This is a genomic window from Leifsonia sp. 21MFCrub1.1, from assembly GCF_900107895.1.
Classification (GTDB): domain Bacteria; phylum Actinomycetota; class Actinomycetes; order Actinomycetales; family Microbacteriaceae; genus Leifsonia; species Leifsonia soli.
Genome location: NZ_LT629867.1, coordinates 3,319,699 through 3,343,001, shown reverse-complemented (window position 1 = coordinate 3,343,001; position 23,303 = coordinate 3,319,699). Strand labels below are relative to the sequence as shown.

Sequence of the window (23,303 nt, the reverse complement as noted above, 5' to 3'; positions counted from 1 at the left end):
GTCCGGTGACTTGCTGGACCTTTCCGCTGATGTAGGTCCTCACCCGTTCCTCCAGACGACGCATTGACGAGCCGAGTGCCGAGACTCGGCGTTGGCTTGTGGTCAGTTGCACCACAGTCCTTCGCCAAGCCAATTCACTCACAAATCGCCCGATAGTTTCGGATAAGGTTGCGCCCGCTTGATTTTCGGCCGACCGCATCGTGGCGATCAGCGCCTGTTGTAGGGCTGCGTCATCTGGATGTGACGGGGGACCGAGGATCAATCCGATAAGCTCCGTCAGCAGCTTCAGACCGCTCAGTCCTTCGAGTGACGTGAAGTCGACCCCGTACTCCACGAGGTGTGGGACTTCACCGTTTTCGATCGACGCAAGCGCGTCAAGGACAAGCGAACCGCGTGCGGCCTCCCTGGCGAAGGGAGCACCACCGCTATCTCTTCCGTCGCCGGAGCTTGACGCTCCGACGGCCCTTCGGCCGCCGATCAAATCGCCGACGTCGTACGATCTACCGCGTCGGTCGCCTCTTGCCAACGACCGTCCAAGCGTGGCCATCACGGCGGTCGCAATTGGGGCCGCGACATCCGACCCCAACGCGTCCGCAGCGTCGTAAAGCGAATCGACGGTGTCGGACCATGCTCCCGAACCACCGAATGCCCCCGAGGTGCCCATTAGAGCAGGTTCTCCTCTAGCTCTTCGTTGATTGCGGAACGCAGTTCCTCCGTCGTCTTCTCGCGGTCGCGGAGGGCTACGAGCACATCACGGAACGGTCCGCTCAGCCATGGAAGATGTTGAGCGCCGAGAGCACTTTGCACATAGTCGTCCATAAGCGATTCGACCATGTATGGCCTGAGGTCTGCACGAGCGTTCGCAAGAGCCTGGAGAGATTGCAAGGCCGCGTCCTCGCGGTCACCGACGATAGCGGTCGCCAGATGGCGAGCCACGTCCTCGTCGCCTGTCGTGGGCGCCTCTTGCATTCGACGGATCGCTCCTGTCCGTGTTAGCTCCGATACGTCAAGCAGTTCCGCGAGTAGCGCAGCCTGGGCGTCGTCGAGAGCAACTGACGACTGCAATGTCGCAACCACGGCCGTCGCGAACGAAACGTATCGATCGACCCATTGAGCTGCGTGAGATGCGGCAGGCGCCTCCTGCGCCCATGAGACGATTTCGGCCGGCGTGGCGTCGGATCCCTTTTCCCAGGCGAGCAGGAGCTTGGCCCTGCCGTCCGCGCTTGCTCCTACGAGGTCACGAAAGTAGCGGGGATAGTTCTGTTCAAGGAGCCAGAGCTTCATCAATACGTCAATTGGAAAGCCGTCAAATTGGGCCCCCAACATCTCAGCCCTAACCGCGAAATTATTCAAGAACCTCTTGAGCTGTCGTGGCGTCTCCCGTCGGGAGCTACTCATCCCTCGCACGATCTGATTCGCGAGGCGTAGGTGCTCCTCCGTGGGCATATCGCCGGCGGCATTCACTATGGCGTACGGAACCTCACCGTTGGCTCGTCGTTGGGTTGCGCGTTCGGCCACGGCGATTGCTGCGGCTTCGCCCTTCTCGGCCTGCACAAAAAGGGCGGCCAGATAGGCGACCGCGTCTGGTGATGCAAGGCGCGGCAACGTAAACGGAAGCTGGACGATCTTCTCGGTGTATCGGTCGGCGAATTGACCTCGGGACCCACCATTGCGGTCGAGCGCATCGCGCAGACTCTGTCTGATGAAGTCGTCGTCTGCGGCAATTACGAACGCCATGCCTTTCACGCTCAGGAATAGCTTGATCGCCTCCAAAGCGCCCAGCACGTCATCCGGCAGCGAGCGGTCCAGGTCGTCGATTAGGACTACGACTCGGGCGACGTCAGGAAGCTCAGCGAGCAGCGCGGCGAAGTCCTCACGAAAACTACGCATGCCCTTGGCGGGTGACTCACCCTCATCCGCGGGCGTTAGGGCGTCCACCATGCCAGAGATGTCCGGTGTGAGGGTAAGCGCCGACTTTATGGCGACCTGAGCAACCTTGCTCCAGGAAACTCTCTTCCGCAAGGCATTGAGCCGGGCAATCGCATCGCGCGCAAAAGATGCGATTTTGCTGTCCGCATTCGCGCGTTCGCTGTCCGCACGAAGTTGTATTTCAACTGCAATGCCCTCGAGCACCCGAGCAATGAGAGTACCTCGGGGGTCCCCGGAATCAACGAACTCCCAGGGATCGATCTCAACGACCACCGTGGAGGGCCGGCTTCTCAATTCGACGCCAACGAGATTCAGCGCGGTGCTCTTGCCTCCGCCCCACGGCGAGTTCAGACCCACGGTCACGGTTTCAAATCGTTCGTCGACGACAACGTTGGCAATGGTCAGAGCGACTGTCCTTAGACCTGTCAGGTCATGCGTCGCAGGGTTGTCGTCGAACAGGTATTGCGAAGCCCCCACGAATACTCCCGAATACTTTCCACCGTCAAACACGCAAGTAGTTCGCGCCGCTGACGATCGTCCACGCCCGAAGGAGCTGGATAGGCGAGGCGGGCCAACGCGGCGCGATCCTGGATGTCTGGCGTCACCCGAATACTGGTGTCTGAAGCGTAGCCTTGTTGGCTTCCTCGAACTGCTCTGTCGGTTGCCCCAGTTTGGATGACATGATCCGAGGGAGGTCGTCTGATGCACACTTGGGACATGTCAATCGAACCGCCTACTCCGATCCCCTCTGGGGTTTCCTATGAAGGCGCCGTTGAACTGTGTCGTGGCTGGATGGCATACCTCGGCGCGACCGACACAGTGATCGCGTCTGCTCACGTCCGCCAGACGTGTGACCTCTACAGCAATCGCTTCATTGCCTGGGTGGATCATCATCGCGGAAACTTGGAGCCCGAGCTTGTCGAGCATGCCGCGAGGGTCTCATCTGTAGATGGACGCCGCCCACTGATTTTCACGCGGGGTGGTGTGCTCCCGGACGCCCAAATGCGAGCCGATGCGCTTGGAGTTGCCCTTTTTTGCTATGTGGCTATCGACGGCTCACTTGAGGGCGCAAATGGGCTTGGCTATCAGTTGCGCGATAGCGGCCTGTCTTGACGAGCTCCGCAATCCTCAACGCTGAGCCGACGTTGCGCAGTCCTCAACGCTGAATCGACGCTGCGCGACCCTGAGGTTCTGGCGAGGACGGGGCCGGACCGGTCACCGACGGATCAAGAGTCGCAGCGCGGCGAAGCTCCTGACGCGCCGCCGCTCGCGATTTCTCGAGTGTCTCCTCGATCGGTTGCCGCTGCATCATCTCCACTAGCTCGCGCTCGGCGGCTGATGGCGTTGGAGCGACGAGGACGATGTCGTTGCGCTCGCGTCCGCGAGTAAGCCCTACGTAGAGGCCAGACGCATCAACGCCGGGACCAACAAGCGACCTGTCCGTCGTTTCGCCTTGCACGCCGTAGACGGTCGATGCGTAACCCAAGTGCACGTACTCGGCGGCATACGACATGCTGACCCTCCGAACGTCTGACGAGTTGCCGGCTGCACCAAGAACGACGTGCTCGTCCGTAATCTTTTGCACCGTCCAGGACCGGCGATTATCGACGCCGGTCGTCGAGTCGTTGCGCCGCGTCTGAACGATGTCGCCAATGCCAATCACCTGTCCGGCTTGTCCGATGAACTGGCGTCTTCTCGACACCTGGCCGGCCGCGAGCCGGCGGGCTTGGATGGCCTCGCTGATGCTTTGCGATTCGGCGTGAGTCGCGGTCACGAGGGCAATCGTTTCACCGCGCCGACTGGCCTGGAACCACGCATCGACCATCGCCGCACCCGCATCCGCATCGCTGTTGACACGGGCCACGTGTCCGGTCTCAATCAACTCCTGTGCGATTGCGTGCATGTCTTCAGAGCTGTCCGGCTCCCGGAGCCGCAAGCTCAATTGCGCCCACCCGGGATCACGGAATCGATGAATAGTGGTGAGCTCGATGCGACGGGGCGCGCGGTTCCAGAACAGCGCCATGGCGCCGGAATGTCCGACCGGAAGGGCCTGGCGCTGATCACCAACCATCGCGACTCCAGCTCCGGTTCGCGCGATAACGTCGAGAAGCGCGTTGGCAGCTTCGAGTTCGAGCATGCCTGCTTCGTCGACGACGATCCGGTCACCTGGACGAATTGCCTGAGTCGGGCCTCGATAGGTGACGCCAGAATCCCGATCGACGTCTCCCGGATTCAGCTTGCTCCAGCCCACGCTGCCCGCGTCGTTCGTCTTCCAGCGCCACCCGAAGTCGTAAAGGAGCTGGTGAAGAGAGGATGACGAGCTGTTGGCCTCCCTGCCTGCGACGGACGAAGCCTTCTTTGTCGGCGCGACGATGATCATGTTCCTGCCGCTCTGTCGGAGCGCAGCACTCGCGACCTTGAGCATTGTGGTCTTACCAGCCCCAGCCGCACCGCTGATGCAAACGATCCCGGCGGTTCCCGCGAGCGATGAAGCACCCGCAAGCTGCTCGCCGGTCAATTCCTGTTCCGGTTCAACGCGGAGTGCGATTGCGATGACTTCGTTGCGCGCTCTATCGTCTCCGTCATACGAAAGCGGGTCAATCCTGTGGGCAACTGTGGTCTTCAAGGCCGCTGTCGACGTCGCCATTCGGTGTTTGACGTGGTGCGGAACCCCCGGTGAATCAATCAACGTGACGGTGCGCGATCGTGCGGCCAGGCTGGTGACTTTGTCAACGATGAATTCAAGTTCGGACCGGTTCGCTCGTACCCGGCTCCCCGCGACTGCGCGGATTGCTCCTGCTCGGATGTCCATATCGCTAAACCGTCCTCCAGTTCCTGTGGACCGCGAGTCGGCGTCAACGATGGCCTTCGCCGCAAGCAGGTCGATGTCGAGATCATCGAATGCCACCGACCGAATTGCGTTCTCGCCGCGGTGGTCTGCAAGTTCCGGGTCCGCGCGCAAGAGTTCGGTCATCACGACGGATGCCCAATCGTCCTCATCCAGGTGCCCCGGCTTGTTCGGTCGGCCCGCAGCCCAGGCCCACTGATCGATCTGAGTTAGAACGGTGGCAGAGGGCTCTTCACCGGGGTGCTGCTCTTTCCATTGACGGAGATGCACCGTCTTGTTGGATTCGATCTGCGCGGAGCGCTTCGATAGCGGCCGCACCAGGTGCTGGAGCTGCGCAATCTCTCCGTCCGAGTTCAGGGTAAAGCTCTTTGCAGCCAGTGCGGCGATCCAGGTTGGGTCGGTCCGGCAGGCTAGGTCGCCTTCTGCGTTGACGACGTTCTGGAACCTGAGCGCGACGCGAGTGTCGACGTTTGACCACTTTCCGTCGAGCCCTTGGACCTTGACGTTCAGCCACAGGTGGCGGTGCTTGTGCGGGTCCAACGAGCGGGATCGTTCGTGTCGCAGCTCGACGACCTCGATGCGAGCCAAGTCCTCACGGAAACAACCCTGCTTTCCGCGTCGCGCGTTGAGCTCGGTCTGCCACAGCTTGATAATCCTGTCCCGCAGCCGGTCCTGCAAGTCTTCGTACGCGTCCGCCAACGCGGGGTCCAGCATCGCCGCGATCGAGAACGACTTCGGCGCGTTGATCGTCGCATCAAGAATCAGATCGGCAACCGGCGACTCGAGATCGCGACCCCGACGTTCGCCGGTGAGCGGGTCGACACCGTCGACCCAATCCTTCAACTGTGAGCGGGTCAGCAGGTCGTCGCGGATGGCCCCGTTCTCCACGATGTAACGGGTCATCACCGCATCCGCATAGCCGGCCGCTGCCAGCGCACCGCCGGCAGTCTTAGCCGTCAGGGTGGCGTCGCAGACGCCGCCGAAGGCGTAGTGCACCGCCTGCTTGACCCCTTGGGCTGCCTGACCGCGCTTCCAGCGCGCCACTCCGCCTCTCACACTTAGAACTTCCGGTTTCGCGCGCATTTTGGCGCGCACGGAGCGCGCACACTCGAAGAGTGCCTACGTGCATTGCAGTTTCGACTTTGTTTGTAGTTCCTGTCCCTGTTCCGTCAGTACTCCCTACGTACTCCTTATGGCTTGGCCTTGCTCTTGAGCTTTTCCCGTGCCTCTACTCTTTGTGGCTGGCCCTCCAGTGCCCGCCCGACCACTTCCCCTAGAGGCGCTGTCGACGGCTCGGTGATCGCGCGCGCCGCCACGAACACTCGCGCACTGCCGCATCTGAATAACGGCTGACTTCCTTCTCGCCTAAACGATGAATTGGCCGACACTACGCTCTGGGTGTCGAGGTCGGTCCCGCCCGCGAAGTCGAGCGAGTGGTTCGCAGGGGACCCAGATCTCTCACCGAGCAGCTTGGAGCGAAGGCGGCTTCTGCTCGTCGCACCGCCACCCGGTCCCGGAAAGGCTGGACGATGGAGAATCAACACTGTCCGGGACGCGAGTCGTCTCGCAACGGCGTCGGTGCCAGCGCGTGGCCAAGCGGGTCGAGTAGTTCTCGGCTGCTGGAGAAGTCCTGAAGGTTAGCTCGTCGCGACAGTTGAGTCACGCGTAATTAGACGGGGCGCAACCGCGCGTACGCCACCGACGAGCTCGTTCGCACCATCGTCGAGCAGGGCGTGGGCGGCGAGTCGGCCTAGTTCTTCTAGACCCATGTCGATGCTGGTCAGGCGCGGGCGGGCGTTCTCGGTGACGACGCTCCAGTTGTCGAAGCCGATCACGGCGACATCGTTCGGGGCGTCCTTGCCGACGGCGTGTAGTGCTTCGAGCGCGCCGCGCGCGACGAGGTCACTTCCGCCGATCACAGCGTCGATGGTCGGATCCTGGTTGAGGAGCGCGCGGGTCGCGCCCCGGCCCCATGCCTCGTCCCACGGACCGAACCGAGGGGGCGCCGCGAGCGAGAGGCCGTGGGAGGCGAGGGCCTCCTCGACGCCGTGGGCGCGGTCGCGCGCGGCCTGGTACTCCTCCTCGCCGTCCACCAGCGCGATCCGCGACCGGCCCGAGGCGAGCAGATGTTCGACCGCGAGGCGGCCGGCCGCGACGTCGTCGGTGACCAGCGAGGTGTCGTCGGGGTCGTCGGAGGGGGCGTAGACGTAGACCGTCGGGACCGGCAGCGGGCCGAGGGTCGTCCGCGGGTCGGTGCGGGAGCCGACGATGATGAGGCCGTCGACCCGGCGCGAGAGCAGCGCCTGCAGGTGGTACTGCTCGCGGATCGAGTCGCCGCGGGCGTCGCACAGGAACACCGCGGTCTTGCCCGCGCCGAAGGCGTCTTCGGCCCCCATCATGATCGGGATGGAGAACCGGCCTTCGAGGTCGCCCGTGATCAGGCCGACGGTGCCGGTGCGGCCGGCAAGCAGGCCGCGGGCCATCTGGTTGGGCGAGAACGACAGGCGCTCCGCCACAGCGACGACGCGGTCGCGGGTCTCGGGCGCGACGCGGTCGCGGCCGTTGAGGGCCTTGGAGGCGGTCGCCACTGAGACGCCCGCCTCGCGCGCGACGTCGCTGAGGGTCGCCGCCCGGTTCCGGGCCGCGCGCGACTCGATGCTCACGGTGTCGCCCCTTTCGCTTGACGGCGTGCCGGACATCACTCTATCGTAGAGAAAACCTTTTCGCATTTGTTTCGCAGACCGCCGGAGATGTCGAGTTAATCCGCGCATCCGGCGGAGCGGTGGCGCGAAACGCTTTGATAGAGAACGAGTGAGTGCAGAGTGGCAATCGAACAAGCGACACGGCCGGAGGCCGCATCGGCCGTCGTCCCGTCCCGCGGCCGGCTGACGCCGGTCGGTGCGTCCGACGTCGAGATCACGGGCGGGTTCTGGGCCGACCGTCAGGCCGTCAACGCGGCGACCACGATCGACCACTGCCTCACCTGGATGGAGCGCCTCGGCTGGATCGCGAACTTCGACCGCACCGCCGCGGGTGCAGGGCCGGACCGCGACGGCCGCGAGTTCGCCGACTCCGAGATCTACAAGCTTCTGGAAGCGATGGCCTGGGAGCTCGGCCGCGCCCACGACGACGACCTCGAGCGGGCGTACGACGCCCTGGTGGCCCGCGTCGCCGCAGCCCAGCAGCCGGACGGCTACCTCGGCACCCGGTTCGGGTCGCCCGGGCAGCCCGCCCGCTACTCCGACCTGGAGTGGGGGCACGAGCTGTACTGCGCCGGCCACCTCATCCAGGCGGCCGTCGCCCGCCTCCGCACCGCCGGCCGCGACGCCCTCGTCGAGACCGCGCTCCGCGTCGCGGACCACGTGTACGAGGAGTTCGGGCCGGACGGGCGCCAGGCCGTCGACGGCCACCCGGTGATCGAGCCGGCCCTCGTGGAGCTGGCCAGGGCCACCGGCGAGCAGCGCTACCTGGAGCTCGCGAAGCTCTTCGTCGACCGGCGCGGTCACGGAACCCTCGACGGCGGCGAGATCGGGCTCGCCTACTTCTCGGACGACGTGCCCGTCCGCGACTCCGACGTGCTGCGCGGGCACGCCGTCCGCGCCCTCTACCTGGCCGCCGGAGCGGTGGACGTGGCGATCGAGTCCGGCGACGACGAGCTGCTCGACGCGGTGAGGACCCAGTGGGATACCACGGTCGCCCGCCGCACCTACCTCACCGGCGGCATGGGCTCCCGGCACGAGGGCGAGTCGTTCGGCGACGACTTCGAGCTCCCCAGCGATCGCGCCTACTCGGAGACCTGCGCCGGCGTCGGCTCGGTCATGCTCAGCTGGCGGCTGCTGCTCAGCGAGAGCGACGCGAAGTACGCCGACCTCATCGAGCGCACCCTCTTTAACGTGGTCGCCACCGGCCCCGACTCGCGCGGCGACGCCTTCTTCTACGTGAACCCGCTGGAGCGTACGGTCCTCGGCGTGGAGGCCGATCCGGACCACCCGAGCGAGCGTGCAGCGTCGAGCCAGCGGGCCTCCTGGTTCGCCGTCTCGTGCTGCCCGACCAATATCGCCCGCACGATCGCGAGCCTGTCGGCATACGTCGCGACCGTGGACGAGAGCGGGCTGCAGCTGCACCAGTTCGCGCCGGCGCGCATCCGCACCGCGCTTCCGGGCGGCGAGTCCGTCGCGCTGACCGTCGCCACCGGCTACCCCTACGACGGCACCGTCGAGGTCACGGTCGACGAGGCTCCCGCGCGCGAGTGGACGCTGTCGCTGCGCGTCCCGTCGTGGGCGCGGGGCGCCGCGACGGTCGACGCGGTCGACGCGACCACGACGATCGAGGGCGGCTACGCCCGCGTCTCCGGCGCACTCCCGGCGGGCTCGCGCGTCACGCTGCGCCTGCCGCTGGAGCCGCGTGTGACGGTACCGGACGCGCGCATCGACGCCACCCGCGGCTCCATCGCCGTCGAGTCCGGACCGCTGGTCTACGCCGCCGAGACGCTCGCCGACGACCCGGTGCAGCTCGAGCGCGTGCGTGTCGCGCGCGACGCGGCACCGATGCGCGGCGACGCCGACACCATCACGCTTCCCGTCGCGCTCGACACCCGTCCCGACGACGCCTGGCCGTACGGTCAGGCGGACGAGGACCGGGCGGAGCCCGCCGGGCAGACCGAGCTCCAGCTCATCCCGTACCACCGCTGGGCCGAGCGGGGACCGTCGCGCATGCGCGTCTGGCTCCCGCTCGCCTGAGCACCCTCCATCCATCACTCCCGAACACAGCAGGGCAAGGAGGCCCACATGAACAGATCAACCCGAACCGTCATCGCGCTCACCGCGGTGGCCGCAGCGTCGGCGCTCGCGCTGAGCGGCTGCAGCGGCTCCGGAGGCGCGTCCTCCGAGCCGAAGACGCTCACCATCGGCTACTCCGGCGGCGGCGTCGTCGACACCTACATGAGCCAGATCATCGCGCAGGCGAAGAAGGACGTGCCCGGCGTCACGCTGAAGACGCAGGTGTACCCGACCTACGACGACCAGCTGAACCAGCTGCCGACGCAGTTCGCCTCCGGCACCGCGCCCGACATCATCCTCTGGGACAACTCGGCCCCGATCGCGCAGTTCGCCGACGGCGGCGCCATCAAGCCGATGGACGACCTGGTGAAGGGCACCGACGTCGAGCTCTCGAACTACCCGGACGCCCTGGTGAAGGGCTGGACGATCGACGGCAAGCTGTACTCGGTGCCGTCGTACCTCCAGAACTCCGGCTTCGCCTACAACCAGACCGTGCTCTCGGCGGCCGGCGTCACCGACCTGCCCCAGACGATGGACGAGGTGGGCGCGGATGCGGCGACCGTCAAGAGCGCGACCGGCAAGGCCGGTGTCGTTGTGCTCGACAACCTCTTCCACCTGACGCAGTACGCGATCGCGTTCGGCGGCGGCTGGGACTACGGCAAGGCGATCGACTCGACCGAGAACGTGAAGGGCCTCGACTTCCTGCTCGGGATGATCAAGAAGGGCGACGCCGCCACCGCGAAGCAGCTGGGCGCCACCTGGGACGGCGAGGCCTTCGGCAAGGACCAGGCCGCGATGGCCGACGCCGGTCCCTGGTACATCGGCTTCATGTCGACCACCGCGCCGAACACGAAGTACTCCCTGCAGCCGATGCCGGGCACCGAGAAGGGCAAGGAGGTCGTCGCCACGTACGGCGGCGGGTTCAGCATCTCGGCGAAGACGAAGTCGCCGGAGACGGCCGCGAAGGTGATCGCCTCCCTCACCGGCGACAAGGCCCAGAAGGCGATCATCACGACCGGCCTCGGCTACGTGCCCGCCATGACGAGCTACGCCGCCGAGTACCGCAAGGCCACGCCCGCGTACGCCGCGTTCACCGACAAGGTCCTCGCCGACGGCAAGGGGCTCGACTACCCGAAGCAGGCGACGGAGTTCGGCAACGCGCTGGTCTCCGGCTTCCAGCAGCTCGTCGCCGACGGTTCGACCTCCTCGAAGGCGCTGCTTCAGGACCTGCAGAAGAAGTACGGTCAGTAGACCCAGACCGGGCGGGCGCGCCCCCTCGCGCCCGGCCGCCGATCGGAGACACCCCCAGTGAACCCCACCCCCACGACTGCGACGGCGGCGAGCCGGCCCGCGGCCCGGCCCCGCGGCCGCGCGGCGACCGGCCTCGTCCGGCGCGGCCTCATCGGACGCAGCGAGGCCCGCACGGCCTGGCTCATGCTGGCGCCCGCCCTGGTGCTGCTCGCCTGGTGGTGCGCGGCGCCGATCGTGCAGTCCGTCATCCTCAGCTTCCAGCAGGTCAGCAAGTACGAGCTGTCGCAGCGTGAGTTCGCCGGCCTGCAGAACTACGCGCAGCTGTTCGCCGACCCGGCGTTCGGCCGCTCGGTCGGCATCACGGTGACCTTCGTGCTCGGGGTGGTGCCGGCGCAGACGGTCCTCGCGCTGCTCGTGGCCTCCGCCCTGCATGGCGCGACGCGGGGAAAGGCGGCCTTCCGCACGGCGTTCTTCGTGCCGTACATGACCTCGACGGTCGCCATCACCACGATCTTCATGCAGCTGTTCGTCAAGAGCGGGCCCATCACCAGCCTGCTGACGGTCTTCGGGCTGCCCAACACCACCTGGTACGCCGACCCCAACCTGGCGCTGTCGTTCCTGGTGATCATCTACGTGTACATGTTCGTCGGGCTGTACATCGTGATCTTCGTCGGCGGGATCGAGACCGTCCCGGCCGAGCTGTACGAGGCGGCGCAGATGGACGGCGCCGGCGTGTTCCGCCGGTTCTGGACAGTGACCATCCCCGGCATCCGCCCTTTCGCGGTCTTCGTGCTGGTCGCGGGCGTCATCCAGGCCGTCCAGGTCTTCGACCAGGCGTACGTGATCTCCGGCGGCACCGTGCTCGGCAGCCCCGCCGGCGCCACCTCGACGATCGTCATCTACATCTACCAGCAGGCCTTCCGACTCTCGAACATCGGCATCGCGAGCGCCGCCACCGTGCTGCTGCTCCTCGTCGTGGTCGTGGCCGGTGTGATCAGCCGTCGCATCGGCTCGAAGGAGGCGTGATGGCCACCAACTGGAAGGCCCGCAAGCGGGCCGCGGCGTCGGCGCGCTACGGGTTCCTCATCGTGTTCGGGCTGATCATGCTCGTGCCCCTGCTGTTCGTGCTCTACGTCTCGGTGCTCCCCGCCTCCTCGTACCCGGGGGTCGTCGCGCCGACGGGCTGGACATTCGACAACTACGTCTACGTGTTCCAGCACGCGCCGATCGCACGCTGGTACCTCAACACCGCGATCGTCACGGCGTGCGTGGTCGCCGGCGCGGTCATCGTCAACACGCTGGCCGGCTGGGCCCTCGCGCGGTTCCGGTTCCGCGGCAAGGGGCTTATCTTCCTGGCGGTGGTCGCGATCCTGATGATCCCGCTCCAGGCGTACCTCATCCCGCTCTACCTGCAGGTGGTCGACCTGGGCTGGCTGAACACGTTCCAGGCGCTGATCATCCCGTTCCTGGCGAACCCGCTGCTCATCTTCCTGATGCGCCAGTCGTTCTCGACGCTGCCGAAGGAGCTCGAGGAGGCCGCGGCGATCGACGGCGCCGGCCGGTTCCGCACCTTCCTGCAGATCGGCGTGCCGCTGTCGGTCACGGCGATCGCGACCCAGGCCATCCTGTCGGCGACCTGGACGTGGAACGGCTTCCTGGTGCCGGTCACCTTCACCAACGACAAGGACATGTTCATGCTGACCGTCGGCCTGAACAGCCTCCAGGCGCAGAACTACACGCTGCCGACCGTGCAGATGGCGGGCGTGGTCCTGCTCACCATCCCGGTCGTCGTGATGTTCCTGATCTTCCAGCGGTTCATCGTCCCGAGCCTGGCGTCGACCGGGATCAAGGGATGACCTCGCTCCGGCCCGGCGACCGGTCCGGCGGGCTCGAGCTCGACCTGGACGGCCGCCGGTTCGCGCTGGCGGCGCCGGTGACGATCCGCTTCGCCGGCGGCGCCGAGCTGCGCGTGCCGTACGACGTGACGGAGTCGGACGGCGACGCGCTCGTCGGCACGGCGGAGCTGGTCGCGGGGCCGGGGTGCCGCCTCCGGGTGCGCGACACGTGGACCGCGGGGAGCCGGGGCGTGCGGGTGACGCGCGAACTGTCCGTGACCGGCGACGGTGACGGCGCCTTCCAGTCCGCCGTCGCGCTGCCGCTGGACTGCTCGCTGGAGGCGGCCGCGCCCTTCCTGCCGGGGGTGATCTACGGGGACGCCGCGCCGGTGCCCGCGCTCGCGCTCGGCTCGCCCGCCCTGCGGGCCGGGGGCCTGCGGACCCTGATCGTTCGGGAGGACCGCGCCGCTGCGCCCGTCTTCGCCCTGCGCGAGGGCGACGGGCGCTGGGTGGCCGTCGCCCACCTGGACCCGATCGGCGAGACCATCGCCGCCGACGGCGCGGATCTCCCGGGCGAGCGGCTGGTGGATGCCCGGCTGCTGTACGGCTCCCTCGGGGCGTCCTCGCCCGGCGAAGGCGACGGTGTCGAGCTGGGGTTCTGGTATCCGGGCACGGAGGGCGAGTACACCTACGAGTCGGGCGGCCTGCCGTTGCGGCAGCTCCACCGGCCGCGCGAGCGCTTCCACCCGCTCGCCGACGGGCTTCTCCAGCGCTACACGGTCGAGCTGCGCGCGGGCCGCGCCGAGACGGTGTTCGACCTCCACCGCGACCTGTCGGAGTGGATGTGGGACGCGTTCCGGCCGGCGATCGAGCCGGTGGCGGTGGAGGACTACCTCGCGGCGACTGTCGACGTCCTGGCCGGTCAGGTGCAGCAGCGCTCGGGCGTCACCGGGATCGCCCTGGAGTCGGACCCGACCGTCGGCCGGCCCCTCCCGGGCTCCCGTGCCGCCGTCATGGGCTTCGTGGGGGCGAACACCGATGCGGGCGCCGCACTGCTGGACGCCGCGTCCCGGGAGATCAGCGAGGACCCGGCACGATCGCGGGCGCTGGGGGCGGCGATCCTCGACGCGTTCGCCGCACTGCCCGCCGACCCGACCGGGGGTGAGGGCTTCGACCTCGGCACCGGCTCGGTGACGACCTATCGGACCCTCGACGGCCGCCCCGCGGTCTTCCTCCGGGCGCTGGCGGAGGGGTGGTCGGCGGCCCTGCGCGGACACAGGATCGAAGCCGCCCGGGGGGAGGAGCATCCCGCCTGGGTGTCGTGGGCGGTGGCGGGCGCCGCGTGGCTGCTCACGCAGCAGCGCCCGGACGGCCACTTCCCGCGCGCCTGGGGCCTCGACGGAGCGGTGCTCCAGCACTCGACGACCTCGTCGGCGCTGGCGGTGCGGTTCCTGCTAGAGACCGCGGCGACCACCGGCGACCCCCGGTACTCGGACGCCGCGCTCGCCGCGGCCGAGGCGTCGTGGCGGGACGGCGGCTCGCGCGGCGCGTGGGCCGGCGCCACGCTGGACAACCCGGACGTCGTGGACAAGGAGGCGTCCACCATGGCGTTGGAGGCCTACCTGGCCGTCCACCTGGACACCGGCTCCCCGGACTGGCTGGAGCGCGCGCGTGCCGCGGCGATCGTGGCCGAGACCTGGATCCACCTGTGGGACATCCCGATGGCGGTCGACGGCGACGGCGACGCCGCGCACTGGAAGCGCGGCCGACCGACGACCGGGATGCAGCTCATCACGAGTGGCGTCACCATGTCGGACGGCTTCCTGCAGGTGAACGCGGCCGCCTTCGCGCTGCTCGGCGATCTCACCGGCGAGCGGCACTGGATCGACGTCGCGCGCCTCGTGCACCACGGCAGCAAGGCCATGCTGGCCGTCCCCGCGCGCACCTTCGACCTCGCCGGACCGGGCTGGCAGCAGGAGCACTGGGGCTTCGCCACCAACCGGGGCCGCGGGCTGAACCGCTCCTGGCTGCCCTGGACGGCGGTGGCCACCATCGACGGCGCCTTCCGGCTACTCGACCTCCCGCGCGGTCTCGGGGACGACGTCCTCCGCTGACCGATGGATGGGAGCGCCGCTGAGCGCCCTCAGGCCTCCAGCGCGGTGGAGGCCCGGACGACGAGACGGACCGGCAGGGACTCGACGCCGGACTGGGTGTCGCCGTCGATGGCGGCGAATAGCCGCTGGGCCGCCCTCCGGCCCAGCTCCTCCAGGTTCATGTCGACGCTGGTGAGCTGCGGGCGCGACTCCGTGGTAAGGGTCTCCCAGTTGTCGAAGCCCATGACGGCGACGTCGGTCGGCACGCCGATGCGCTTCTCGCGGAGGATGTCGAGGGCTCCGCGGGCGATCTGGTCGTTGCCGCAGATGATGCCGTCGAGGTCCGGGTGCTGGTCGAGGAGCGCCAGGGTGGCGGTGCGGCCCCACGACTCCGACCAGCTGCCGTAGACAGCGTCGTCTGCGACGAGGTCGAGCCCGGCGGCGAGGAGCGTCTCGCTGATGCCGGCGGCGCGGTCGCGGGCGGCGAGGAACCTGCGCTCACCCGTGATGTGCGCGATCCGGCGGCGGCCGGTGGAGATCAGGTGCTGCGCGGCGAGCACCCCGGCGCCCACGTTGTCGGGCACGAGCGAGAGGTCGGCCGGGTCCTCCGACGGGCCGTACACGTAGATGACCGGCACCGGCAGGTCGCGGCCGAGCGACGGGCGGGGGTCGGTGTCGGCCGCGAGTACGATGAGCCCGTCGACCTGGCGGCTGAGGAGCGCCTGCAGGTGGTACTGCATGCGGATCGCGTCGCCGCGGGCGTCGCACAGGAACACCGACATGCGCCCCGTGCCGAAGGCATCCTCGGCCCCGGTGAGGATCGGGATGCTGAACCGGCCGATGAGGTCGTCGGTGAGCAGCCCGACCGTGCCGGTCTGGCCGTTGAGGAGGCCCTGCGCGAGCGGGTTGGGGCGGAAGTTGATCTGGCGGGCGGCCTCCAGCACGCGGGTCCGCGTGTCGGGGTGCACCTGCTCCCGGTTGTTGAGCGCCTTCGAGGCGGTCGCGATCGAGACTCCGGACAGCGCCGCCACATCGCGGAGGGTGGGATGGCGTACGCGTCCCTCGTTCGTCCCGCTCACCCGCAACCTCCCCGCCCTGCTCCCGAAACCCTTTCGGTCTGAACATCATATGCAGTTGACGGATGCGCGGGAAGCCATGTACATTGCTTGGCAACCCGTCACGAAAAGCTTTTCGGTAATTTTCGTGGTCGCGTCCCAATCGCATCCAACGAAGGATCAATGATGGCATTCAACGAAGAACGAACCCCGGCATCCCGCCGGGGACGCCGCGCCCGCCTGGGCCTCATCGCCGGCGCGATCGCCGCCGCGGCGGGCCTCGTGCTGTCTGGCTGCTCCGGCAGCGGCGGCAGCGCCCCCAGCGGCGGATCCAACACGCTGACGGTCTGGCACTACTTCAGCGACCCCAACCAGGTGAAGGTCATGACCGACTACGCCGACCTGTTTGAGAAGGACAACAAGGGCGTCACGGTCAAGAACGTGTACGTCCCGTACGACCAGATGGACCAGAAGCTGATCGCCTCCGCCGGCGCCAAGACCGGCCCGGATGTCGTCGTGTTCAACGGTGCGGACGCCAGCAACCTCGCCCTGAGCGGCGCGCTCGCGCCCCTCGACAGCAAGTGGTCGTCGTTCGCCGACAAGGGGCAGTTCCCGTCGTCGGTCGTCCACAAGCTGAACGGCAAGACCTACGCGGTCCAGGGTTACGTCAACCTGCTGGGCCTCTGGTACAACAAGGACATCCTGGACGCCGCCGGCGTGAAGCCGCCGACGACCCTCGACGAGCTGGACTCGGCGATGGCGAAGGTCAAGACCGCGGGCAAGTCGGGCATCACCCTCTCCGGCCTGCCGAACTCGCAGGGCGAGTGGCAGGCCTACCCGTGGCTCACCGCCGCCGGATTCGACCTGGCCAAGCCCTCGACGAAGGCGCTCACCGACGGCCTGTCGCGCGTCTCCGACTGGGTGTCGAAGGGCTACCTCTCGAAGGAGTCGACGACCTGGGATCAGACGGTTCCCTTCCAGAAGTTCGCGGCCGGCGACGTCGCGTTCGCCGAGAACGGCAACTGGCAGATCGGCACGGCGAAGTCGACCGCGAAGTTCAACTACGGCGTCGTCCCGCTGCCCCTCGGCAGCAAGGGCAAGGTCTACCTGGGCGGCGAGGGAGAGGGGATCGGCGCGTTCAGCAAGAACCAGGACCTCGCCTGGAAGTACCTGCAGGCCACCTACTACTCCAAGGCGGGCCAGCTGATCGCCCTGAAGGACTCGGGGACCATCCCGGCCCGCGCCGACACCGCGTCCGACTCCGCCGTGACCGGCGACCCGCTGATCAAGCCGTTCGCCGAGTCCGTGTCGAAGCTCGGCGCCAACTATCCCGACGAGGCGGTCCCCGCCGCAGGCGTCGCCAACCAGCAGCTCGCCGGAGGCCAGGCCTGGAGCTCGGTGCTCGGCGGATCGGCCTCGCCGTCCGATGCGGCCGCCGCGTACAAGCAGCAGCTCGACCAGGTCCTGAGCGCCAAGTAAGGGAACGACCGGTACCGACGATGACAACGGCACAACAATCGCACCGCCGCACCACCCGCCTGAGCTCGTCGCCGGCGCCGGCCGCACGACGGAGGAGGCGCGCGCTCGACGGGCGCCTCCTCTACGTGCTCCCCGCGGCCATCGTGCTCGCGGTGCTCGCGGCCTACCCGCTGATCCAGCTGGTCCGCATGAGCGTCAGCGCCGTCACCTCGGCGACGCTCAACTTCGACTGGGCCTTCGTCGGCCTGGCGAACTTCACGAAGAGCTGGCAGCAGGGCGACACCCCGGCCGCCCTGCTCAACACCCTCGTCTTCGTCGTGATCGTCACGGTGCTCGGACTCGCCGGCGGGTTCGCCGCGGCGGTGGCGCTCCGCTCCAACACGAAGGCGTCGGCGATCCTGCTGGGGCTGATGGTCTTCGTCTGGGCGCTCCCTCCGGTGGTCAACGGAAGCGTGTGGAAGTTCCTGCTCGGCGACAACGGACTCTTCAACTCCGTGTTCCACCTGTTCGGCGCCTCGTCGTTCCCGTTCCTCTACGACACCCGGTTCGCCCTGCTGTCCGTCGCGCTGGTGAACTCGTGGGCGATCATCCCGTTCAACGCGCTGGTGTACCGGGCGTCAATCCTCGGCATCCCGGAAGAGGTGTACGAGGCGGCCCAGCTCGACGGCGCGAGCCCGTGGCAGGAGATCCGGCACATCATGATGGCGGCCGTCCGGCCGACCACGCTCGTGCTCGCCGTGCTGACCATCGTGTACGCCTTCCGCAGCTTCGACTTCATCTACGTGATGACCTACGGCGGCCCGGGCAAGTCGACCAACACCCTGCCGTTCCTCGGCTACCTGCAGGCCTTCGTCCGGTACGACTTCGGGCTGGGCTCGTCCACCGCGATCATCGCCGTGCTGTTCGTGATCGTGCTCGCCGTCGTCTACGCACGCAGCGTGCGAAAGGAGGAACTGGACTGATGACCACCCAGCCCCGCCTCGCCGCCCCCGCACGGCCCGCCCGCAAGCGCGGAGCGGCCCGCCGGCGCACCCCCGTCGCGGTGCTCTCCCGCGTCCTGCTTTTCGTGATCTACGGCGTCCCCGTCCTGTGGATCCTGCTCACCTCGCTGAAGGACCCGGGAGACGTGCTCTCGGACAAGGCCGCCTTCTTCTTCCGGCCCACCCTGGACGCCTACGCGAGCGTCGTCCAGTCCGGGGGACTGTACGAGGCCCTCGGCCAGTCGTTCCTGATCGCGGCGGGCACCACCATCCTGACGCTGCTCGTCGCCATCCCCGCCGGCTACGGGCTGGCGCGCGTCGGCGGCCGGATCACCACCATCTGCCTCGCGCTGCTGATCGTGCTGCAGATGGTGCCGCAGACCGCGAACGTCATCCCGCTGTTCCAGATCTTCGGCAGCTGGGGGCTGCTGGACTCGACGCTGGGCGTCATCCTCGCCGACACGGCGCTGCTCATCCCGTTCGCCGTGCTGCTGCTGCGCCCGTTCTTCCGGGCGGTGCCGGAGGCGCTGGAGGAGGCCTCGGCGATCGACGGCGCGTCCACCTGGCGCACCTTCCGCTCGATCATCCTGCCGGTGGCGCGCAATGGGGTCGCGACGGCCGCGACGCTCGTGTTCCTGCTGTCGTGGGGCGAGTTCCTCTACGCGGTCAACTTCCTGCTCACCCCCGGCAAGTACCCGCTGAGCGCCCTGCTCGCGCAGCAGGTCTCCGCCTTCGGCATCAACTGGCCCGGCCTGATGGCGTTGGCCGTGCTCACATCCATCCCGATCCTCGTGCTGTTCGCCTGCACGTACCGACTCCTGCGCGAGGGCCTCACCCTCGGCGCGGTGAAATGACTGGAGACACACCTGTGCCCGATACCTCACTCAGCCTCGACCACGGGCGGCCCGTCGCGCCCTCGACGGGAGCATTGCGCCCGCTCGGCATCGACGACGTCCGCCTCCGCGGCGGGTTCTGGGGCGACCGCCAGGAGCTTAACCACCGCGCGATGATCGAGCACTGCGAGTACTGGGTGGAGCGCGCCGGGTGGGTGGCGAACTTCGACGCCGCCCGCGCGGGGACGCTGCCCGGAGCGCACACCGGCCGCGAGTTCGCCGACTCCGATGTCTACAAGCTGCTCGAGGCGATGGCGTGGGAGATCGGACGCACCGGCGACGAGGCGATGGATGCGCGGTTCCGGGCGATCGTCGACCGGATCGCGCCCGTCCAGGAGGCCGACGGCTACCTCAACACCTACTTCGGCCGGCCCGGGCAGGGCGCGCGGTACAGCGACCTGGAGTGGGGCCACGAGCTGTACTGTTACGGGCACCTCATCCAGGCCGCCGTCGCCCGCGGCCGGACCACGGGCCCCGACCTCTTCGTCGAGATCGCCCGTCGTGCGGCGGACCACGTGTGCGAGGCGTTCGGACCGGACGGCATCCAGGGCGTCTGCGGGCACCCGGAGATCGAGGTCGCGCTCGCCGAGTTCGCCCGCTACACCGGTGACCCGAAGTACCTGGAGCAGTCCCGGCTCTTCATCGAGCGCCGGGGGCACCGGACGCTGGCGGACATCGAGTTCGGTCGCCAGTACTTCCAGGACGACACCCCGGTCCGTGACACCGATGTCATGGCCGGCCACGCCGTCCGGGCCCTGTACCTGGCGGCGGGAGGCGTGGATGTCGCCGTGGAGACCGACGACGGCGAGCTGCTGACGGCGCTGAAGACCCAGGTCGCGAACACGACCGCGCGGCGCACGTATGTGACCGGCGGCATGGGCGCCCACCACGAGGGCGAGTCGTTCGGGCTCGACTTCGAGCTGCCGCCGGACCGCTCCTACTCAGAGTCGTGCGCGGGCGTCGGCTCGGTGATGGTGAACTTCCGGCTGCTCCTGGCCACGGGTGAGTCGCGCTACGCGGACGCTATCGAGCGGACGCTCTACAACGTCGTGGCCGGTTCCCCTGGCGAGGACGGCACCTCCTTCTTCTACACGAACACGCTGCACCAGCGGGTCCCCGGTGCGACGCCTCCGGCCGACGAGCAGAGCCCGCGTGCGGCGTCCAGCCTGCGCGCGCCGTGGTTCGAGGTCTCCTGCTGCCCGACCAACGTGGCGCGGACCTTCGCGTCGCTGGGGGCCTACGTGGCGACCAGCTCGCCGGACGGGCTCCAGCTGCACCAGTTCGTGACCGGCACCATCCGGGGCGCGGTCGCCGAGGGGCCGATCGCGATGACCGTAGAGACCGCCTACCCGGACGAGGGCACCATCACCGTCACCGTCTCCGAGACGGTCGATTCGGAGTGGGAGCTCGCGATCCGGGTGCCGGGCTGGGCGCACGCCGGCGGCACCCTCGTCGTCGACGGGCAGGAGCGGACGGTGGTGCCCGGCACCGCGCGGGTACGGCGGCGGTTCGCCGTCGGCGACACCGTCACGCTGCAGCTCGACGTGTCGCCACGGCTGACCTACCCGGATCCGCGAGTCGATGCGGTGCGCGGAAGCGTGGCGGTGGAGGCGGGTCCGCTCGTGCTCTGCGCCGAGTCGGTCGACCTTCCCGAGGGCGCCGATGTCAACAGCCTGCGCATCGTCGACGCCGAGGCTCCGCGTGTGCGCGACGGGCAACCGGTGGCGACGGCGCGCCTGGCGGGCTTCGAGTCGACCGACTGGCCGTACGCGGATGCTTTGGGGCGACCGGCGCTGTCCGAACCTTTCGAGCTGCCCCTGATCCCGTACCACCGCCGCGCCAACCGCGGCCCTGCGACCATGAGAGTGTGGATGCCATGCGCGTAGCAGTCATCGGAGCCACCGGCCACGTCGGAAGCTACCTCGTCCCCCGGCTGGTCCGCGCGGGACACGACGTGGTCGCCGTCAGCCGCGGAAAGAGCGAGCCGTACCATCCCGACGCGGCGTGGGACGAGGTGGAGCGCGTCCACCTCGACCGCGAACGCGGCGAAGCGGACGGGACCTTCGGCGAGAGCATCGCCGAGCTCGGCGCCGACGCAGTCATCGACATGGTGTGCTTCACCCCGGAGTCCGCCCAGACGCTGGTCGATGGCCTGCGCGGCCGGGTGAATCTGCTGCTGAGTTGCGGGACCATCTGGATCCACGGTCCGGCGACCGCTGTCCCGATGAAGGAGGACGAAGCGCGCGAGCCGTTCGGCGACTACGGCGTGGGCAAGGATGCGATCGAGCGCCTCCTGCTCGCCGACTCCGCCCGCCCCGGTGGTGTCCCGAGCGTCGTGCTGCACCCCGGCCACATCACGGGGCCGGGCTGGAACATGATCAACCCCGCTGGCAACCTCGACCTCGACGTCTGGCGCCGGCTGGCGACGGGGGAGGAGCTCGTCCTGCCGGACTTCGGACTGGAGACCGTTCACCACGTCCACGCCGACGACGTGGCCCAGGCGTTCGAGGCCGCGCTGACGACACCGGAAGCCGTCGGCCAGGGATTCCACGTCGTCTCGGACCGGGCGCTCACCCTGCGGGGCTTCGCGACCGCGGTGGCGGGCTGGTTCGGTGCAGAACCCCGGCTGCGTTTCGAACCGTTCGAGCGCTTCGCCGAGATCGTCGGGGCCGAGCACTCCGCGGCCACATGGGAGCACATCTCGCGCAGCCCGTCGGCCTCGATCGACAAGGCCCGCCGGGTGCTGGGCTACGAGCCTCGCTACAGCAGCCTCGAGGCGGTCGCCGAGGCGCTGCAGTGGCTGATCGCTCACGCAGAGGTCGACGTCGAAGGCCGCGTGCTCGCCCGCTAGGTCAACGCCCAGAGCGAAATCGGTTTCACATTACGAGGCGGCCTGCGTTTGACTACATTTTGACTACAACCGTGTGAGCTCTACAGAGATCTCGCGTCATCACAGGAGCTCCATTTCGTTGACGTTCCGCGAAATTTGAGCCAGGACCAGGGGGCCAGTGGGCCCCGAACTAGGGTTCAAATCCCACCATCGACCGCCCCAGCCCCGGATTGACAACGCTTCAGCCCGAGCCGCTTGCGGCGTCCCACTGGGCAATCACCTGGCCAAGCGTCTGCGCGCATCCGAGGACGCGCGCTGCAGTCTCCCGGATGAGGTCGATTTCTTCGTTTGCCCATCCGGTGATGTAGCCGATGCTGTACGCGCTGGTGTCGAGGCCGTGGAGCCCAGCAACAATGTAGGCGACAGACTCGGCCTCCACTTCCATGCGGCCACGGTGCTGGCGGTAGTCGTTGACGTCGTCGATGTGCTGCAGGGTGATGTGGGCCGCTTCATGGATGAGTGTCTTTGCGGTGTGCTCCGGCGAGAGGTTGTCTCTAACCACCACGGTGTGGCGGTCAGGATCGGTGTACCCGTTTGCGTGGGCTAGCGGTTCGCGGTTGACGTCCCATCCGTCGCTGCGAAGGTATGCGGTGAGTGGCTCGAAGAGTCCGTGATCGTCTTCGCCGGCGAGTTGCTGGGCAGGGTTTTCCGGTATGGCGGTGGTCCCGGGGATCGGGTCGGTTTGCGAGATGTCGAACACGGACAGCACGGGGAAGTAGTGGGAAATTTGCTGTTCCTCGTTCGGGCTTGACTCGTCCTCCAAGTTGGAGGTCTTCTTGGTGCTGTGGCCGAAGATCTTGATCGCGGACTCGCTCTTGCGAACCTGACGGCCTTTAGCTTGCCATTGCCGGTATCCGGCGACCATGGTCGCGTCCGGGTTCTGGGCGAGGATCAGCAGCAGATTATTCAGGCTGTATTGATGGAAGGAGCGGGCGAAGTCGAGGAATCGCCGCCACTGCCCGCTCTGGGCAAGCTGTCCCACTTGTTCGAGGATTGAGTTGTGGAGTGCTTCGGCCTGCGCTTTGCGTTCTTCCGCACTGTGCTTAGTGGACGTGGTGTTCATGGTGTGCTCCCTCGTGTGATCAACCGTTGTTTGGTGCCGTCCGGCAGAGGGAATCAAGGGGGAGCGTGAGCGCCGAGAGTGCCCGCCGATCTGCCGCGAGATAAGCCCGGAGGGCGCGTGGCAGATCGGCGGGAACGGCAAGGTGCGTCAGCGACCTACGATGACGGACTCGGACAGGTCACCAACAGGTAGAAGGGCCGTGCTGCGGT

The 23,303-nt window shown here is 67.8% G+C and carries 16 protein-coding genes; 11 read left to right on the top strand and 5 right to left on the bottom strand.

Annotated elements, in window-relative coordinates; all coding sequences use genetic code 11:
• Positions 1 to 663: 663 nt before the first annotated feature.
• A complete protein-coding gene (locus BLW09_RS15705; RefSeq protein ID WP_157696966.1) occupies positions 664 to 2,439 on the bottom strand; it encodes a KAP family P-loop NTPase fold protein in 1,776 nt (591 codons plus the stop codon).
• Between the two features lie 207 nt (positions 2,440 to 2,646).
• Here BLW09_RS15705 and BLW09_RS18965 point away from each other — a divergent pair, with 207 nt between their 5' ends.
• Positions 2,647 to 3,042 carry a hypothetical protein gene (locus BLW09_RS18965; RefSeq protein ID WP_157696965.1) on the top strand — a complete coding sequence of 132 codons (396 nt, stop codon included), beginning with the start codon at positions 2,647 to 2,649 and terminating at the stop codon, positions 3,040 to 3,042.
• 43 nt (positions 3,043 to 3,085) lie between these two features.
• Here the strand turns inward: BLW09_RS18965 and BLW09_RS15700 are convergent, their stop codons facing one another.
• Positions 3,086 to 5,821, bottom strand: coding sequence for an AAA family ATPase (locus BLW09_RS15700; RefSeq protein WP_231946902.1), 2,736 nt, complete (start codon positions 5,819 to 5,821; stop codon positions 3,086 to 3,088).
• Between the two features lie 593 nt (positions 5,822 to 6,414).
• Positions 6,415 to 7,440 carry a LacI family DNA-binding transcriptional regulator gene (locus tag BLW09_RS15695; protein WP_231946900.1) on the bottom strand — a complete coding sequence of 342 codons (1,026 nt, stop codon included), beginning with the start codon at positions 7,438 to 7,440 and terminating at the stop codon, positions 6,415 to 6,417.
• A 159-nt stretch (positions 7,441 to 7,599) separates the two neighbouring features.
• Here BLW09_RS15695 and BLW09_RS15690 point away from each other — a divergent pair, with 159 nt between their 5' ends.
• The 5 genes from BLW09_RS15690 to BLW09_RS15670 are packed head-to-tail and all read left to right on the top strand — an operon-like array spanning position 7,600 to position 14,755.
• Positions 7,600 to 9,516 (top strand): glycoside hydrolase family 127 protein, encoded by a 1,917-nt coding sequence (locus tag BLW09_RS15690; RefSeq protein WP_231946898.1) that lies wholly within the window; start codon positions 7,600 to 7,602, stop codon positions 9,514 to 9,516.
• Positions 9,517 to 9,564: 48 nt separating this feature from the next.
• Positions 9,565 to 10,806, top strand: a complete 1,242-nt coding sequence (locus BLW09_RS15685) for an ABC transporter substrate-binding protein (protein ID WP_089914805.1) — start codon at positions 9,565 to 9,567, stop codon at positions 10,804 to 10,806.
• 57 nt (positions 10,807 to 10,863) lie between these two features.
• Positions 10,864 to 11,832, top strand: coding sequence for a carbohydrate ABC transporter permease (locus BLW09_RS15680; RefSeq protein ID WP_089914803.1), 969 nt, complete (start codon positions 10,864 to 10,866; stop codon positions 11,830 to 11,832).
• The gene (locus BLW09_RS15675; protein WP_089914801.1) at positions 11,832 to 12,662 is read left to right on the top strand and encodes a carbohydrate ABC transporter permease; all 831 of its coding nucleotides are present in this window, start codon (positions 11,832 to 11,834) and stop codon (positions 12,660 to 12,662) included. The genes BLW09_RS15680 and BLW09_RS15675 overlap by 1 nt, the downstream gene beginning before the upstream one ends.
• Entirely contained in the window at positions 12,659 to 14,755 is a 2,097-nt protein-coding gene (locus BLW09_RS15670) for a hypothetical protein (RefSeq protein ID WP_089914799.1), read from the top strand. The genes BLW09_RS15675 and BLW09_RS15670 overlap by 4 nt, the downstream gene beginning before the upstream one ends.
• A 29-nt stretch (positions 14,756 to 14,784) precedes the next feature.
• Here the strand turns inward: BLW09_RS15670 and BLW09_RS15665 are convergent, their stop codons facing one another.
• Positions 14,785 to 15,813, bottom strand: coding sequence for a LacI family DNA-binding transcriptional regulator (locus tag BLW09_RS15665; RefSeq protein WP_089914797.1), 1,029 nt, complete (start codon positions 15,811 to 15,813; stop codon positions 14,785 to 14,787).
• A gap of 162 nt (positions 15,814 to 15,975) precedes the next feature.
• On the opposite strand from BLW09_RS15665, the gene BLW09_RS15660 reads away from it, so the two are divergent.
• From BLW09_RS15660 to BLW09_RS15640, 5 genes are read left to right on the top strand one after another with little or no spacing between them, the layout of a single operon-like run.
• On the top strand, positions 15,976 to 17,268 hold the full coding sequence (locus tag BLW09_RS15660; protein WP_157696964.1) for a sugar ABC transporter substrate-binding protein: 1,293 nt from the start codon (positions 15,976 to 15,978) through the stop codon (positions 17,266 to 17,268).
• 20 nt (positions 17,269 to 17,288) lie between these two features.
• On the top strand, positions 17,289 to 18,230 hold the full coding sequence (locus tag BLW09_RS15655) for a carbohydrate ABC transporter permease (protein WP_089914794.1): 942 nt from the start codon (positions 17,289 to 17,291) through the stop codon (positions 18,228 to 18,230).
• Positions 18,230 to 19,102: a carbohydrate ABC transporter permease gene (locus BLW09_RS15650; protein ID WP_089914783.1), complete on the top strand. Its 873-nt coding sequence runs from the start codon at positions 18,230 to 18,232 to the stop codon at positions 19,100 to 19,102. Before BLW09_RS15655 ends, BLW09_RS15650 begins: the two co-directional genes overlap by 1 nt.
• 14 nt (positions 19,103 to 19,116) lie before the next feature.
• Positions 19,117 to 21,027, top strand: a complete 1,911-nt coding sequence (locus BLW09_RS15645) for a glycoside hydrolase family 127 protein (protein ID WP_331712806.1) — start codon at positions 19,117 to 19,119, stop codon at positions 21,025 to 21,027.
• On the top strand, positions 21,018 to 21,992 hold the full coding sequence (locus BLW09_RS15640) for an NAD-dependent epimerase/dehydratase family protein (RefSeq protein WP_089914777.1): 975 nt from the start codon (positions 21,018 to 21,020) through the stop codon (positions 21,990 to 21,992). Before BLW09_RS15645 ends, BLW09_RS15640 begins: the two co-directional genes overlap by 10 nt.
• Before the next feature lie 220 nt (positions 21,993 to 22,212).
• Here the strand turns inward: BLW09_RS15640 and BLW09_RS15635 are convergent, their stop codons facing one another.
• On the bottom strand, positions 22,213 to 23,094 hold the full coding sequence (locus BLW09_RS15635; RefSeq protein ID WP_089914775.1) for an ArdC-like ssDNA-binding domain-containing protein: 882 nt from the start codon (positions 23,092 to 23,094) through the stop codon (positions 22,213 to 22,215).
• Positions 23,095 to 23,303 lie beyond the last annotated feature (209 nt).